Source organism: Anabaena sp. CCY 9910 (assembly GCF_963920875.1).
Lineage (GTDB): Bacteria > Cyanobacteriota > Cyanobacteriia > Cyanobacteriales > Nostocaceae > Trichormus > Trichormus variabilis.
Genome location: NZ_CAWUDJ010000018.1, coordinates 1 through 15,458 on the forward strand (window position 1 = coordinate 1; position 15,458 = coordinate 15,458).

The window sequence follows — 15,458 nt, forward strand, 5'->3', positions numbered from 1 at the left end:
TTATAATTCTTGTTGTAGCGTCTAATTTTATTATCACTACATATTTACCACTACCGCCAATTAAATGTAATTAAAATTACAACAGCTAAAAAAGAATAATTTGAGTTAGAAATTATCTAGCTTCACTACATATTTACCACTACCCTTTCTTGAACTACGCTGTACATTTGGCGGTCGTTCAACTGTACCTGATATCTCAGTTTTTATTTGGAGTCGCATTCCCCGTGAAGAAAATGGGGAAATTGCTAATACTTTTCCTATTGCTCCCGACTGGACAATTGAAATTTTATCACCTGACCAAAGTCAGACGAAAGTAACTAAAAATATTCTTCACTGTTTGAAACATGGTACTCAAATGGGTTGGTTAATTGACCCCGATGAGCAAACTGTATTTGTTTACCGTCCTCAACAACAAACTGAAGTATTTGATGCGCCAGATGCACTCATATCTGTACCATCATTTGCGAGTGAACTTCAATTGACTATTCAAGACTTGTTTAGTTGGTTGCTCTAGTGAAAGTTATCACTTTCTCAAGCTATTTTAATCGAAAACTACACTGCGATAAATGTCGGCGATCGCCAACTCTTTACCAACTGACTCTAAAAAAATAGAACCCTCGAACCCGTCAAATTCACTTAGTAACCAGCCTTGAGTCTGCTTGCTGTAACGTTCCACAAACGGCTCATCCTGCTCGATTAATAAATATTCTCTAACACTCTGAATTGTACGATATATCCGAAACTTGCTTTGGCGATCGTAATCTGCGGTAGATGGAGATAAGACTTCAACAATTAAAATAGGATTTAATACTTCATCCAGACGAGCCTCATTCAGTTGTGGTTCGCCTGCAAAAACCATCACATCAGGATATACTCCCCGCCTATATTCAGGAATCCACAGTCGCAAATTGCTGTTAATTGGCTCGAATTGAGTCTCGCGCAGCACAGAGGTAAAATAGGTCAAAATATTTCCACTGATGCGACTGTGTTTAAGTGTTCCTCCGGTTATGGGTACAATTTCTCCATCTCGATATTCGTTGCGTCCTTCTGCTTTTTCTTCAAGAGCGCGATATTCATCTAAACTGTAGCGGCGCTTAGTAGAAACCATAGCTCGTATCCCATCACGTCGGTTTTAGGACAACAATAACATTTTGTCACAAATTGAGTTGCTATTTTACGCTGAGAATAAAATGTGGCAGTACAAAAGAAAGTAGCTATAGCCATTACATTCCTCTCAATATTAAGAATACTGTGATATTACGTAGGTGCGTTTTCCGTTCTCCTGATTACAATTGTGAAATTATTTATCTTTTCATATTGGACAAGGGAGAAAACCGTTAAATGGCTCTTACGGAAAAAATTATTGAATTAGTGCTTGATAAAATTTTACTTGGTGGCATTGTTTTAGTAGCAGGCTACTGGCTTAACAAAAGGTTTGAGATATTTAAAAATGAAACTAATGAGAAGTATTACCAAAGGCAGCTAATTGCTGAACTGGAAAATCAACAGAAGCAACAAGTTTCCGAGCTAGAAAATCAGATTGCTATTGCTCGGTATAACGCAGAGATTGAGTTTATAGAAAGACAAATATCTGAATTTTACTGGCCTATATTCTTGAGGCTAGAAAAAGATAATGTCATGTGGAAGCGCATCAAGTCTTTAAGTCCTGAACACAATGTTTTACCGGAAGCGGCGAGTGACGCTATAGAGAAAGAATTTATCCTGAAAAATCATCAAGAGATGGTTGACATTATAGAATCCAAAATTCATTTAGCGGAAAATGCTAATAACAGCAAAGACTTGATTAATGAACTATTGAAATATATCAAACACGTCGCGGTGTACAAAACAATTCGTTCTGTCAAAGAACTACAAAAAATTAATCCGGTTGATTTAAATGAGCCTTTTCCTGATAAGCTTTTTCCCATGATTGAAAGTAACTTTCGGGAATTGCAGAATAGGTATGAGTATCTTAAAAATATTAAATTTGGAGAGATCAAGAAATGAATCAATTCAAAATACAAAATAAAAACTCTATTCCCTTGTGGGTGGAGTTTTGTCAGTGGTACGGTTCATAGCGCGATCGCCTACAACCAACCAGATGTCATTACCTAACTCGTATCTTTAGGAATTTTGGTAGTCTTGATGCTTACACAAGTATCAGAAAAACCACTAATGTGATGTAATTATAGTAATAATTACTTGCAAAATTTATTATTTGTTACAGTTCCAAGCATTTATATTGACAAAAACGTCTTTTATTTAACAATATGCAAATACGCTTCTTTGCTACCAACCGCGATCGCCAAAATCTAGGTCTCAATGTTGATCGTGATACACGTATTAAATTACTCAAACTTGGTTATCACTGGGTTGATATGAAAAAATATATGGCTCACTATTTGGCGACTACTGATCCTTCCAGTATGCCACCGGGAGTCATTATCGAAAATTCTGAGGAGACTGTATTTAAAAAGTTTCTCAAAAAAGAAGCAGTAAAACACATTATCATTGGCACTCATGGTTATAATGTTCCTTTTCATGGGGCATTAACTTCTTTTTCGATTTTGGCAGATACACTTAAGGGAACCTTAAAAAAGCATAATTTTACTTTGATTGCTGATCCAGAAGAAAAGGTAAACCTGGATGATGCTAACCAAAACCTGATTGCTTTTGTCGGATTTTCCTGGCCTTCCAATGGCAAAGTTTTAGATTACAATTCGGATCGTACTGAGTGTGTACAATCTGCACCGGCTTTAGCTAACCTGATCAGTTATATTCGCACCCAAAAACCGGAAATTAAAATTTATATCATCGCTCATAGCATGGGCAATTACCTTGTTTGCCATATGTTGGAACAGCTAGTTAACCAAGCCTTCGAGCCGACTGAATTGAATGAGGAGATTAAAAACAGATTGAAACGAAAAGATAAAGGTGGAGAAAATACCTTCTTTGTTGATCGCTATTTCATGCTAGCTCCTGATGTGGAACGTCGGGAAGTGACCAAGTGTGATTTAGGAGGATCTGAATATACAGGCCCGTTTTACTCTGGTTTAGAACATTTAGTTCAAGAAAGTCATGTATTCTATTCCCGCTACGATAATGCACTCAAAGCCTCAGTAGTTGAAAAAGACGCAATCCGTGAGTCATTGCAGAAAGGATTCGAGTTATTTGCTGGCCCAGACTTGCAAAAACGTTGGGAGAGTAGCCTTGGCCTCAACCCCTTACCAGCTTTAGCCCCTAATAATGTCTACAGTCATAATGCAACTGTATTGACTAATCGACAAATCGACCACGGAGACTATTTCGATGCTCCCGCCATCATAGACCAAATTGCCAGTATCATCGCTGAAGCAAATACTAGTCGCATTCCTGAGCTTCCCTGGCGTTTTTCTGAGTCAGGCGATCGCCCTCTAGTCGAATAAAATTTGAGAAGACAACTGAGGCCATTGGGGATTATCACATCAGAGATAGTTAATCATGTCTGCATACATCACTTAAAAGCTCATGAAAACATGGTTCCGGTGTTCATCGCCGCCGCCAAATTAGCGATCGCCTTCATCTACTGCCTATTTCCAACACATCAAGAAACTTAGCTAACCCTAAAGATCCAATTTGCTACTATTAAAAAAATCGAGAATTGCCTACAATCCAAACTAGGCAATAAACTCTGATCGGAGACCATCGCCAGAATAGCAGATTTGCAAAAACACTATGGCAAAGCGCAAGAAAAGCAATCTCCAGTGGATTAAAGAAACCCTAGAGCTAAAACCAGACCATCGCTGGGAAGCGCCAGATGGCTACAGAATATTTGTAGCTAATCGCGGCGCTGTTCGCTTCAATGTCCCCCAAGACTGGTTTTTTGAACCAAAAGAAAAATCCTTCAAATTCAGCGATAAAAAACCACCTAATGATGATTGTGGTTTAGAAGTATCTTTTAATCAACTCCCTCCCAACGATTGGAGTCTATTTCCCCTCAAATCCACCTTGAGGAAAGTAGTAGAAGACGACAGCCGTGATGTGATTGAGAAAGGCGAAATCATTAGCCTCAAGCGCCAAACCGCCAAAATTGTCTGGACAGAACTAAAATTCATCGACACCCAAGAAGAACCACGGGAAGCTTTTTCGCGGATTTGTATTGGTTTAGGTTCAAATGTGCAATGCTTGATTACATTCGAGTTTTGGGCAGATCAAGCAGAGCAAATGACACCTGTTTGGGATGAAGTCATGCGTAGTCTTACACTAGGTCTGTATATCCGTGACCCAAGCACTGGCTTGGCTTTCCCCGACTGAGCGACAGTTAATAATCAGGGTAAATATTATGTTGACTCAATTACCAAATCCTATTAGTGTCCCTTCATGGTGGCAACTGATCAATTGGATTGCTGATCCGATTGGATTTCAAAAAAAATATAGTCAAAAGTATGGCGACATTTTTTCCATGCAGCTGGCTGGAATCGGCTCTTTCGTAATTTTAGGCGAGCCTCAAGCTATTCAAGAAATCTTCACCCAAGATTCTAGATTTGATATCGGTCGGGGAAATAAACTTGCAGAGCCTCTTATTGGACGAACTTCTCTCATGTTAATGGATGGCGATCGCCACCGACGAGAACGAAAATTATTAATGCCCCCCTTTCATGGAGAAAAGCTACAAGCTTATGCTCAACAAATCTGCTTAATTACCCACCAAATCGCCAGCGAATGGCAAATTGGGCAACCTTTTGTAGCTAGGTCTGCCATGCAGAAACTGAGTCTAGAGGTGATTATACAAATCGTCTTTGGTTTAGCTAACGGAGAACGCTATCAACAAATAAAGCCTCTATTCACAGATTGGCTGAATATGACTGATTCTCCCTTACGCTCCAGTATGCTATTTTTAAAATCCCTCCAACAAGATTGGGGAAACTGGACTCCTTGGGGACAAATGAAATACAAACAACGTTGTATTTATGATTTACTCCAAGCAGAAATAGAAGAGAAAAGAACAAAGGAAAACGAGAGGTGGGGTGATGTTCTGAGTTTGATGATGGCAGCACGAGATGAAAATGGGCAAGCCATGACTGACGAAGAACTAAAAGATGAATTGCTAACCATTTTATTCGCTGGACATGAAACTACTGCAACAACAATAGCCTGGGCTTTCTATCAAATTTTCCGCAATGTAAATGTCCAGGAAAAATTACAGCAAGAACTCGACAGCTTGGGAGAAAATCCTAACCCAATGGAAATTGCCCAGCTTCCTTACTTAACAGCAGTTTGTCAAGAAACCCTGCGGATGTATCCAGTCTTACCAACCCTTTTCCCACGCATTACCAAATCATCTATAAATATTGCCGGATACCAGTTAGAACCCAACACAACCTTAATGGCAAGTATCTATCTCATACATTACCGAGAAGACTTGTATCCTCATCCTCAACAATTTCGACCAGAACGTTTTATAGAACGGCAATATTCCCCTTCAGAATACATTCCATTTGGTGGTGGAAGTCGTCGCTGTTTGGGATATACTCTAGCTCTATTAGAAATAAAATTGGTTATTGCAACAGTTTTATCAAATTATCAACTTGCTCTAGCCAAAGATAAACCTATTAAAGTGCAACGACGTGGGTTTACACTTGCTCCAGAGGGTGGAGTTAGGATGATCATGACTGGTAAGAAATCATTGAAATTTGAGCCAAGAAGCAAGATTTTTAACTGAAGATTTGACAGTATTTAATATTGAGCGTATTCAGAAGCTTTGAGGCGAATTAAGTTAGTATTGATTAAGCTTTAGAATACTAAATTATTGAGCATAGAGGTAAAGCAACTTATGACTCTATCTGAGATACTCCCTGCTGTTCGGAGACTTTCCGCAACAGAAAAACTCAAATTGATTCGGATTCTAGCAGAAGATTTGGAGGTAGCTGAGGATATCTCACCATTAGAACCTTTCAAAACTTATGACCTGGCAACTCCATATAATAGCTTTGGGGCTGGTGCAATTTTGATGGATGCACTCAAGCAATCCAATTGCGATCGCTAACTTTAGCCATTTCTGCTATCATCAGCCCATCCAGCCAATTCAATCATATTTGTGGGGTGCGTTAGCGTAGCTTACCGCAAGTATCGCCTCAGTTAATTTTAATTTGGATGTTTTATTCAAAATTCAAAACTATATTTAGCGCAGCACGGATTTTCTCCCAATATTCATCTTCCAAAATACCTATTAACCCTAATATTCGACTATGATCAACACTACGAATTTGTGCAACATCAATATAGCGGTCTTGGTCTAAACCATTGTTTGTTGTAGCTTTGATATTCACTACATAAGGAGCTTTCTTCGTTCCTGGTCGAAATGGCATCACTATAGTTAAAGAACCATATTGATTCATCACATCATTCTGCACTATTAGGCAAGAACGCGTTTTTTGGATTTCTGCACCCACGGTTGGATCGAGTGATACCCAACGAATTTCCCCTCGTCGATAAGTTAAAACACCATTAGGCATTATTCAATCCCATCTCCCACAACGGCATCCCAATCTGCTATTTCTGCCTGATATTCAGGGTTTTCATTATCTTCTTTGAGTGCTGCAATTATTTCTGCTTTTAAAACCGCGCGACGATGTTCTGCTAAAACAGCATTGACATAGCCACTCCGGTTGGGGGTATCTCCAGCTAACGCAGCCTGTCGGTCAATAAAAGCCAGAATCTCATCATCAAGGGTAATAGTAACTTTCTTAGCCAAGAATATTCCTCCTTGGTCTTACTATGATATCTTACTAATTCATCTTAACATTAAGACAGACTTGAATAATTAACCATCGCTTAATTCGCTCTGATCTTCTAGCTACAAGGCGCGAACGTCAGCAATATGAGGATTTCTTGCCATGAGAGAAGAATATGATTTTTCAGAGTCTGTTCGTAATCCCTATGAGAAAAATCTGAAAAAGCAGATTACAATTCGTTTAGAAGAAGATGTGATTGAGTATTTCAAGACTCTGGCAGAAGAAACAGGTATTCCATATCAAACTTTGATTAATCTCTACTTACAGGATTGTGCCAAGTCTAAGCGTAGACATTCTCTAGATTGGGTATAGTTTAGGTTATAACCGTATGGCAGCATCAGTGGAGCCAGACTTAGGCATTGCACTATCCCGCAAATTAGTTTTATTAACACCCAATCATCGGCATTTCAACAAGATACCCAGATTGTTAATTGAGGTGGTAACAGTTTAAGGCAATCGCCTAGTTTATTGTCGAGTGAAGGCGATAGCAGTTAAGCTTGCTGTGCAAAACCGAGGATGATTTAGTGTGCTCGTGCCTTACACTGAATTTCTATATGGGAACAGATGTGCCAGTGACTGGGATAATAGCTAAACAATTTTCGCTATCCACAGAGGAGATAGATAAAAATAGCTAATACAAACTCAATTAGGGTAAATATAATATGGACAATTTCGCTTTAATATGTATGATTTGACCATTAGACGGAAAAATTCTGCATAACTACTCCAAATTAGGTAATTAAACAGAAAATTTTCTGTATACTATATATTATAGTCTAAGTATTAAATAGAAAAATTTAAGACAACTACCATAAATTAGGTAATTAGAAGAAATACTTCAATCTAATAACTAGTTAGGCTTTTTCTCATTAGAGATGAAACTTTCAGTGTGTTGATAGTAGTAATATGAATTATAGAATAATTTTTGTAATTGTAAGTTTTTTGATTCTTATCACTGCAATTATTACTGCAATTACTAACCAAAAACTACGATGTTTCTTTAAACTAGATTCAGGTCAAATTTGTTTGTCAGGTTTTGTCGAAGTTAAATTAGTTGTACGAAACAAGAAATATCAACCAATTCAAAATGTAGAAGTGCGTTTTCTGTCACAAGGAGCACCTGATGTAAAATATACTGATTCCAATGGATTTTCAGCAATCCAAATTCCTGAAAGAAAAGATATAGAAATAACTCTAATTAAGGATGGATTTGAAACGTTGAATCAAGTAGTTAATGTAGAAAATTCTTATGATGACAGAACACGAATTTTTCAACTGAAAGAAATCAACTTAGAAAGTCAGTCGAATCCTAGTATTTCACCCCCAATGTCTACAATCGTATCCACAACTCCCCAATATCTTTCAGAAACTCAAAAAGTTGAAGACAATGACTATAGAGTTCAATTACAAGGCTGTAAAAGAAGTAATGAAAAGGTTAAATGTGATTTGCTGATTACCAATCTAGCAAACAAAGACAGATATTTTCGCTTATGGATTGGTGGAAGTAGGATGATTTCAGACTCTGGTGATGTGTTTAGTCCTAAAGAAGTTCAGGTCGGCATCAGTAGTGACTCTAGTTCTGGAGATACATTAGTTACAAATATCCCGATAAAAGGCTCTATTACGTTTGAAGAAATTCCAAAACAGATTAACAACTTCTCTATACTAGAACTTAATTATGATGGAGCTGGACAAGGGCCATCTGGTAAGATTAAAATTTACAAAATAAGTCTTCGATAGAACTTTTTTTGAATTTTTAGATTCAGAGGGCTACTATTATAGCCTAACCAATTACTATTTGGCTCTTATTTTTATTTTCCCAGAGTGACATCACATAAGATGGTTAATCTAAAATAATATCAATTAAAATAGTCTTTCATTTTACAGTTTTTATTTAAGCAAAATCTAAGCAAAACCCAAAAACCAGACCCGATAAGAGTTATATTATCTAAAGCTGCAAAAATATATTGTTCTCCGATAACTCTACAACCTGCATTTAGGCTAAAAATAGACTTATTTTTCTCCCCTCACCAAAAAACCTTACCCCATCTGACATCTGCACCCCATCGCTAGGTTCGGAGTAATCCCAAGAGTGCATTTGACGGAAGGGAAGAGCCATCTTTTGGAAGACGTACTTCTCTTTAATACCAGAAGCGATTAAATCAGGCTTCTTAGCTTTAACGAACTCTTCAAATTCGTAGGCGGTAACGTCATCATAAATGATGGTGGCGTTATCGATGTAGTGGGTAGTACGTTTGTAGTCGTCGTTGTGGGCGAACTCGTAACCTGTACCGATAACTTTGATACCCAAATCTTCAAAAGCGGGTACAACGTGGCGAGGACGTAGACCACCTACGTACAACATTACGGTGTTACCTTCCAAACGAGGACGGTACTTATCAAGTACAGCATTCATTACTGGTGTGTACTTAGCAATTACCTTCTCAGCGTTTTCTTGAATCTTGGAATCAAATTTAGCTGCGATTTCACGTAAAGATGCAGCAATCTTGGTGGGGCCGAAGAAGTTGAACTCCATCCAAGGCATACCATATTGTTCTTCCAAACTACGGCAGATGTAGTTCATAGAACGGTAGCAGTGGATGAGGACTAACTTAGCAGCAGGGCCTTGGATCAACTCGTTGAGTGTACCATCACCAGACCACTGAGCTACAACACGTAAGCCCATTTCTTCCAACAGCATCCGGCTAGCCCAAGCGTCACCACCGATGTTGTAGTCACCGATTAGGGCTACATCATAGGGGCTTGGCTCGAAGTCGAGTTTGTTTTCTTTCTTCAGCTTGTCGTATTCTGGGAAAATCCAGTCACGGATAGCGTCGTTAGCGATGTGGTGTCCTAAAGACTGAGATACACCACGGAAACCTTCGCAACGTAAGGGTACAACAGGCTTACCAATTTGCTTAGAAGTTTTCTTAGCTACAGCTTCGATGTCATCCCCAATTAGACCGATGGGACATTCAGATTGAATGGAAACACCACGGTTTAGAGGGAACAGAACGTCAAGTTCTTCAATGAGTTTAACGAGTTTTTTGTCACCACCGAACACGATGTCGCGTTCTTGGAAGTCTGATGTAAAGTGCATGGTACCGAAAGAGTTGATACCAGTTACACCAACGTAGTAGTTACGACGACCAGACCAAGACCAGTAACCGCAACCTACAGGGCCGTGGCTGATGTGGATCATGTCCTTAATAGGACCCCAAACCACACCCTTAGAACCTGCATAAGCACAACCACGGGCGGTCATTACACCAGGAACGGATTTGATGTTAGACTTAACGCCGCAATCAGACTTGTTTTCTTCGTGGACGTTGAGGTGCTTTTCGCGTTTTTTGCGAGATTTTTCGGGATAAGCTTTCAGAACTTCTTTAATAAGTTCTTTATTTTCATCTACAAGATTCTTGTTTTCTGGAGGTGTCATAGTCTGCCTCGATGACTCTTACGAATGGGGAAATAGAAGGATTAGGGGGAGGAGAGAGGGAGAAGTGGGGAAGGGAGAGTGGGAAGGAAAATTACTTCCGCATCTTCCTTTCTCCGTGTCTCCTAATTACGGCATTATCTATTTGGTAGCTTCTGCGGGCTTACCGATGATTTCTGCGTGCTTAGAATCATCATCAAGAATACCGTATTCGATCAACAGGGCTTCGAGTTCATCCATTTCAATTGGTGTAGGAATGGTGAGCTTGTCGTTGTTGATGATTTTCTTGGCTAATGCACGGTACTCTTGACCTTGGTTGCTGTCTGGTGCGTACTCGTTAACAGTCATCCGACGCAATTCAGCGTGTTGAACGATGTTGTCACGAGGTACGAAGTGAATCATTTGAGTGTTCAAACGTTCAGCCAAGTTTTCGATCAATTCGGCTTCCCGGTCAGTTTTACGGCTGTTACAAATCAAACCACCCAAGCGTACACCACCGGAGTGAGCATATTTCAAAATACCGCGAGCGATGTTGTTAGCAGCATACATCGCCATCATTTCACCAGAGGTAACGATGTAGATTTCTTGTGCTTTACCTTCACGGATAGGCATAGCGAAACCACCACATACAACGTCACCCAATACGTCGTAGGATACGAAGTCTAGGTCTTGGTAAGCACCGTTTTCTTCTAAGAAGTTAATGGCGGTGATGATACCACGACCAGCGCAACCTACACCGGGTTCTGGACCACCAGATTCTACGCAACGAACGCCACGGAAACCGGTCAACATTACTTCGTGTAGTTCTAAGTCTTCTACTGCACCGCGTTCAGCAGCCAAGTGAAGTACGGTGGTTTGAGCTTTGGCGTGGAGCATCAAACGGGTAGAGTCAGCTTTAGGGTCGCAACCTACGATCATGATGCGTTGACCCATTTCTGCCATAGCTGCAAGGGTGTTTTGGGAGGTGGTAGATTTACCGATACCGCCTTTACCGTAGAAAGCTATCTGTCTAATGTTTTCGTCAGTCATTGTTCTCTTTTCCTGCAATTGGTTGGTTAGTTGGTCGGTCTTTGTGTTTGGATCTCACGCCTGTTGAGCTATGGCTGTGAGGGGTTTGTAGAACGTCGCCGAAGAGGGGGCGATCGCTCTACAGAAAAACCGGTAGAATTAGTGTTCATGATGGGTTCGTTATGTAATTAAGTGATGAGTGCTGAGTCCATAGTCCATAGTCCATAGCATTGATTTTTCACTGTTGACTAATGACCATTGACTAATGACTAAACTGCTTCTACTACTAGGCTGGGATTAATGCGATCGCGTAATCTGGATTCAATCGCTATTTTCAAGGTGGCTGTACTACTAGAACAGGAGCCACACGCGCCTTGCAGTACTACTTTGACAATATCGCCGTCTACATCGTAGAGTTCTACATCTCCGCCGTCGGCAATCAATACGGGTCTTACTTCTTCGTCTAATACTTTTTGAATGAGGGCAATCTTCTGCACGTTGGTGAGGGGTCGTTTTTGCCCAGAATTAGGAATATTTGTAGGTTTACTTCCGCCTTTATTGTTGAGGTTTGTTGCGGCTTTGTTTTCCTTTACATCTTTAATGATATCATCAATTTTAGCTAAACAGGAACCGCAACCGCCACCAGCTTTAATGTAATTTGTTACCTGTTCCGCACTAGTAAGGTCATTTTCGATAACTATGCGACGTACCTTATTTTCACTCACACCGAAGCAAGTACAAACTAATGCACCTTCATCTTCGTCATCGTGAGTAGCGAGAGGAATGCCACGATAGTTATAAATAGCAGCTTCCAGAGCTTCTTGCCCCATAACAGAGCAGTGCATTTTGGCTTCTGGCAAGCCACCGAGGTAATCAGCAATGTCTTTATTAGAAACTTTCAGAGCTTCATCTAAAGTCAGACCCTTAATCATTTCAGTTAATGCGCTAGAAGAAGCGATCGCACTGGTACAACCAAAGGTCTGGAAGCGGGAGTCAACAATCTTATCAGATTCTACTTCCACCTTGATGTGCAGTCTCAGCGCATCACCGCAAGCAATACTCCCAACTTCACCGGTAGCAACCTTCACGCCAGGTTCGCCGTTATCTTCAATGACTCCCTGATTCTTGGGATCGTAAAACAGTTCTAATACTTTATCTGTGTAGTCCCACATATTTAGTTCCGAGTGCTGAGTTTTAAGTGCTGAGTGAGGGATTGGTTACTGGGGACTGGGGACTGGGAATTGGGAATTGCCTAAATTTTTTCTCCCCCTGCTCCCGAAGTTCGCCCGGAGGGAAACCCTCCTTGCGACTTCTCTTCCTGCCCCCTGCCCCTCAGCTTCTTCCTATTCCCTAATTAACGATGTGCCAATGTCTGTTCTTGGGCTTGCAGCCAACCCGCTTCATCATTTTTGAAGGGGGAAAGGGCGCGGAGACGTTCGACAATTTCGGGCATGACTTCGATGACGCGATCGATTTGAGCTTCTGTAGTGTAGCGACAAAGACTGAAGCGAATCGAACCGTGGAGGGTGGTGTATGGTAAACCCATTGCCCGGAGGACGTGGGATGGTTCCAGCGACCCAGAGGTACAAGCCGAACCAGACGACGCACAGATGCCATATTTGTTTAAGGAGAGCAGAATCGCTTCGCCTTCGATGTATTTGAAGCCGATGTTGGTAGTGTTGGGCAATCTCTGCGTAATATCGCCGTTAACTTCACAGTCAGGGATTTTAGCGAGTAAGGTTTGTTCTAGGCGATCGCGCAGCCTTGTTTCTTTCTTAATCGCTGTTTCGATATGAATTAATTCTAACTCTGCGGCTTTACCTAATCCGACAATTCCGGGTACATTCTCTGTCCCTGCACGGCGACCACGTTCTTGATGTCCACCAATTAACAAGGGACGGAATCTCACACCGCGACGCACATACAAAGCGCCAATACCCTTGGGTGCGTGGATTTTGTGACCAGATATGGTTAACATATCGATGGTGCTGGTCTTCATATTCAGAGGTATCTTACCTACTGCTTGCACCGCATCTACATGGAAGATTGCGCCACGTTCCTTAACTCGTTTTCCAATTTCTTCAATGGGGAAAATAGTTCCGGTTTCGTTGTTCGCATACATAATTGTCACCAAGGCGGTGTTACCTGTCAGGGAGGCTTCTAGCTCATCTAGATCTAATTGCCCGTGACCATTTACCGAAAGATAGGTAACAGTGTAGCCTTGGGTTTCTAATTGTTTGCAGACATTTAAGACTGCGGGGTGTTCTACCTGAGTGGTTATGATGTGGCGCTTCTCTGGTTGGGCTAACAATGCGGCACGAATGGCAGCATTATCACCCTCAGTTCCGCAACTAGTAAAAACAATTTCTGATTCATCCGCACCCAAAAGGGCAGCAACTTGTTCTCTCGCTGTTCTCACTGCCTTTCCCAGTTGTCCACCAAAGGTGTGCATACTAGAAGGATTGCCGTAATAATCAGTCAGGTAGGGCATGATTGCCTCTACAACCTCTGGATCTACCTTAGTGGTAGCATTATTATCGAGATAAATAACACTCATCTTTATACCCCTAAGATTTCACCCTGATGCTTTTGAATTTGTTCGGAAAATTTCTGAGAATAGAAGTATTCACTATCAAATATAATGAAAGTCGTGTCTATAGGTTGTTATGGAAAATTGGGGTTACGCGAGAGTTAGCGGCGAGGAACAGCAAACAGATAAAGGTGCGTTGCGGAAGCAAATAGAACGCTTGCAGAATGCTGGCTGTGCAAAAGTGTACTGGGATATTCAATCGCGGACAACCGAAGTCAGGGAAGGACTACAACAATTAATTCATGATTTGCAGACATCTCCAACAGGTAAGGTAAAATCACTGCAATTTACCCGCATTGATCGCATCGGCTCATCATCGCGGTTGTTTTATTCCTTGTTGGAAGTATTACGATCTAAGGGAATTAAACTGATAGCCTTAGATCAAGGCGTTGACCCAGACAGCCTTGGCGGGGAACTAACAATTGATATGTTACTGGCGGCTGCCAAATTTGAGGTAAGAATGGTGACGGAGAGATTGAAAAGCGAACGTCGTCATAGGGTGAACCAGGGAAAAAGTCACCGAGTCGCCCCGTTAGGATACCGCATAGATAAAGATAAATATATACGCGATCGCTCACCATGCGTTTGCTTACTAGAAGGACGAAGAGAATTAACTGTATCTGACTTAGCCCAGTATATTTTTCACACTTTTTTTGAGTGCGGTTCCGTTGCGGCTACTGTGCGTAAGCTGCACTCAGATTTTGGTATAGAAACAAAAGTTCTCAATTGGAATAAACTAGAAAAATCTTCCCGGATTGTCGGCGACGACGACTTAGATAAAATTGCATTTACACCAAATAAAACTAATCACCCCTTACGTTATCCTTGGTCTGGGCTGAGATGGTCAATCCCTGGCTTAAAAGCTTTATTAGTCAACCCTGTTTATGCCGGGGGTTTGCCTTTTGATACTTACGTTAAATCAAAAGGCAAACGCAAGCATTTTGACGAATGGAAAGTAAAATGGGGAACCCACGACGATGAGGCAATCATTACCTGTGAGGAACACGAACGCATCAAACAGATGATTAGAGCAAATCGCAATAATCGATGGGCTGCAAGAGAAGACAACGAAGTCAACCCATTTTCTAATTTACTTAAATGTACCCATTGCGGCGGCTCAATGACACGCCACGCCAAACGGGTAGATAAGAGTGGACAAGCTATTTATTATTATCAGTGCCGTTTGTATAAAGCTGGCAACTGTAGCAATAAAAATATGATTTCATCCAAAATATTAGACATCCAAGTAATGGATTTATTGGCACAAGAAGCCGAACGGTTAGCCAACTTGGTGGAAACAGATGAGCCGCTTATTGTAGAAGAACCTCCAGAAGTCAAAACGCTGCGCGCGTCCCTGAATAGCCTGGAAACATTGCCAGCAAGTTCAGCAATTGAACAAATTAAAAATGATCTCAAAGAACAGATTGCGATCGCACTAGGAGCAACCAATAATGCTTCTAAACAATCTCTAATTGCCAAGGAAAGAATTATACAGGCTTTTGCTCATAAAAGTTACTGGCAAGGACTCAATGCTCAAGATAAACGAGCAATCCTTAATGGTTGCGTGAAAAAAATCTCCGTAGATGGTAACTTTGTTACAGCCATTGAGTATCGTTACTAGCCAAAGTTGCGCGCGCGAGAAAAGAGCGAT

17 protein-coding genes and 1 pseudogene are annotated in these 15,458 nt (G+C 40.9%); 11 read left to right on the forward strand and 7 right to left on the reverse strand.

All coding sequences use genetic code 11. The features are described 5' to 3' along the window. Positions 1–145: 145 nt before the first annotated feature. Positions 146–514: pseudogene (locus ACM5QX_RS14885) on the forward strand (Uma2 family endonuclease); the annotation flags it as partial. 27 nt (positions 515–541) lie between these two features. Here the strand turns inward: ACM5QX_RS14885 and ACM5QX_RS14890 are convergent. Further along, on the reverse strand, positions 542–1,108 hold the full coding sequence (locus tag ACM5QX_RS14890; protein WP_414754225.1) for a Uma2 family endonuclease: 567 nt from the start codon (positions 1,106–1,108) through the stop codon (positions 542–544). Positions 1,109–1,341: 233 nt separating this feature from the next. Here ACM5QX_RS14890 and ACM5QX_RS14895 point away from each other — a divergent pair, with 233 nt between their 5' ends. The 6 genes from ACM5QX_RS14895 (at position 1,342) to ACM5QX_RS14920 (ending at position 6,025) form a co-directional block, all read left to right on the forward strand. Beyond that, positions 1,342–2,007, forward strand: a complete 666-nt coding sequence (locus tag ACM5QX_RS14895) for a hypothetical protein (RefSeq protein WP_414754226.1) — start codon at positions 1,342–1,344, stop codon at positions 2,005–2,007. Positions 2,008–2,270: 263 nt separating this feature from the next. Further along, positions 2,271–3,425 (forward strand): alpha/beta hydrolase, encoded by a 1,155-nt coding sequence (locus tag ACM5QX_RS14900; protein WP_414754227.1) that lies wholly within the window; start codon positions 2,271–2,273, stop codon positions 3,423–3,425. Between the two features lie 24 nt (positions 3,426–3,449). Beyond that, positions 3,450–3,596 (forward strand): hypothetical protein, encoded by a 147-nt coding sequence (locus ACM5QX_RS14905; protein ID WP_414754228.1) that lies wholly within the window; start codon positions 3,450–3,452, stop codon positions 3,594–3,596. A 118-nt stretch (positions 3,597–3,714) separates the two neighbouring features. Beyond that, positions 3,715–4,293 (forward strand): hypothetical protein, encoded by a 579-nt coding sequence (locus ACM5QX_RS14910; RefSeq protein WP_414754229.1) that lies wholly within the window; start codon positions 3,715–3,717, stop codon positions 4,291–4,293. A 28-nt stretch (positions 4,294–4,321) separates the two neighbouring features. After that, on the forward strand, positions 4,322–5,701 hold the full coding sequence (locus tag ACM5QX_RS14915; protein ID WP_414754230.1) for a cytochrome P450: 1,380 nt from the start codon (positions 4,322–4,324) through the stop codon (positions 5,699–5,701). A 111-nt stretch (positions 5,702–5,812) separates the two neighbouring features. After that, the gene (locus tag ACM5QX_RS14920) at positions 5,813–6,025 is read left to right on the forward strand and encodes a hypothetical protein (protein ID WP_414754231.1); all 213 of its coding nucleotides are present in this window, start codon (positions 5,813–5,815) and stop codon (positions 6,023–6,025) included. Positions 6,026–6,137: 112 nt separating this feature from the next. Here ACM5QX_RS14920 and ACM5QX_RS14925 read toward each other — a convergent pair whose 3' ends face one another. Together ACM5QX_RS14925 and ACM5QX_RS14930 are read right to left on the reverse strand one after the other, a co-directional pair. Beyond that, positions 6,138–6,494: a type II toxin-antitoxin system PemK/MazF family toxin gene (locus tag ACM5QX_RS14925; protein WP_414754232.1), complete on the reverse strand. Its 357-nt coding sequence runs from the start codon at positions 6,492–6,494 to the stop codon at positions 6,138–6,140. Beyond that, the gene (locus ACM5QX_RS14930) at positions 6,494–6,733 is read right to left on the reverse strand and encodes a CopG family transcriptional regulator (RefSeq protein WP_414754233.1); all 240 of its coding nucleotides are present in this window, start codon (positions 6,731–6,733) and stop codon (positions 6,494–6,496) included. Before ACM5QX_RS14930 ends, ACM5QX_RS14925 begins: the two co-directional genes overlap by 1 nt. A gap of 142 nt (positions 6,734–6,875) precedes the next feature. Between ACM5QX_RS14930 and ACM5QX_RS14935 the strand changes: the two genes are divergently transcribed. The 3 genes from ACM5QX_RS14935 (at position 6,876) to ACM5QX_RS14945 (ending at position 8,513) form a co-directional block, all read left to right on the forward strand. Continuing rightward, entirely contained in the window at positions 6,876–7,085 is a 210-nt protein-coding gene (locus ACM5QX_RS14935; RefSeq protein ID WP_414754234.1) for a BrnA antitoxin family protein, read from the forward strand. Positions 7,086–7,101: 16 nt separating this feature from the next. Beyond that, the gene (locus ACM5QX_RS14940) at positions 7,102–7,224 is read left to right on the forward strand and encodes a hypothetical protein (protein ID WP_414754235.1); all 123 of its coding nucleotides are present in this window, start codon (positions 7,102–7,104) and stop codon (positions 7,222–7,224) included. A 455-nt stretch (positions 7,225–7,679) separates the two neighbouring features. Beyond that, the gene (locus ACM5QX_RS14945; RefSeq protein WP_414754236.1) at positions 7,680–8,513 is read left to right on the forward strand and encodes a hypothetical protein; all 834 of its coding nucleotides are present in this window, start codon (positions 7,680–7,682) and stop codon (positions 8,511–8,513) included. A 256-nt stretch (positions 8,514–8,769) separates the two neighbouring features. Here ACM5QX_RS14945 and nifD read toward each other — a convergent pair whose 3' ends face one another. The 4 genes from nifD to nifS form a co-directional block, all read right to left on the reverse strand. Next, on the reverse strand, positions 8,770–10,212 hold the full coding sequence (nifD, locus tag ACM5QX_RS14950) for a nitrogenase molybdenum-iron protein alpha chain (RefSeq protein WP_414754237.1): 1,443 nt from the start codon (positions 10,210–10,212) through the stop codon (positions 8,770–8,772). A 138-nt stretch (positions 10,213–10,350) separates the two neighbouring features. Then, positions 10,351–11,238 (reverse strand): nitrogenase iron protein, encoded by an 888-nt coding sequence (gene nifH, locus ACM5QX_RS14955; RefSeq protein ID WP_011320610.1) that lies wholly within the window; start codon positions 11,236–11,238, stop codon positions 10,351–10,353. 248 nt (positions 11,239–11,486) lie between these two features. Continuing rightward, positions 11,487–12,389, reverse strand: coding sequence for a Fe-S cluster assembly protein NifU (gene nifU, locus ACM5QX_RS14960; RefSeq protein ID WP_011320609.1), 903 nt, complete (start codon positions 12,387–12,389; stop codon positions 11,487–11,489). A gap of 182 nt (positions 12,390–12,571) precedes the next feature. After that, complete coding sequence (gene nifS / locus ACM5QX_RS14965) at positions 12,572–13,774, reverse strand: cysteine desulfurase NifS (protein ID WP_414754238.1); 1,203 nt, start codon at positions 13,772–13,774, stop codon at positions 12,572–12,574. A gap of 109 nt (positions 13,775–13,883) precedes the next feature. Between nifS and xisF the strand changes: the two genes are divergently transcribed. Then, complete coding sequence (xisF, locus tag ACM5QX_RS14970; protein ID WP_414754239.1) at positions 13,884–15,428, forward strand: fdxN element excision recombinase XisF; 1,545 nt, start codon at positions 13,884–13,886, stop codon at positions 15,426–15,428. Positions 15,429–15,458 lie beyond the last annotated feature (30 nt).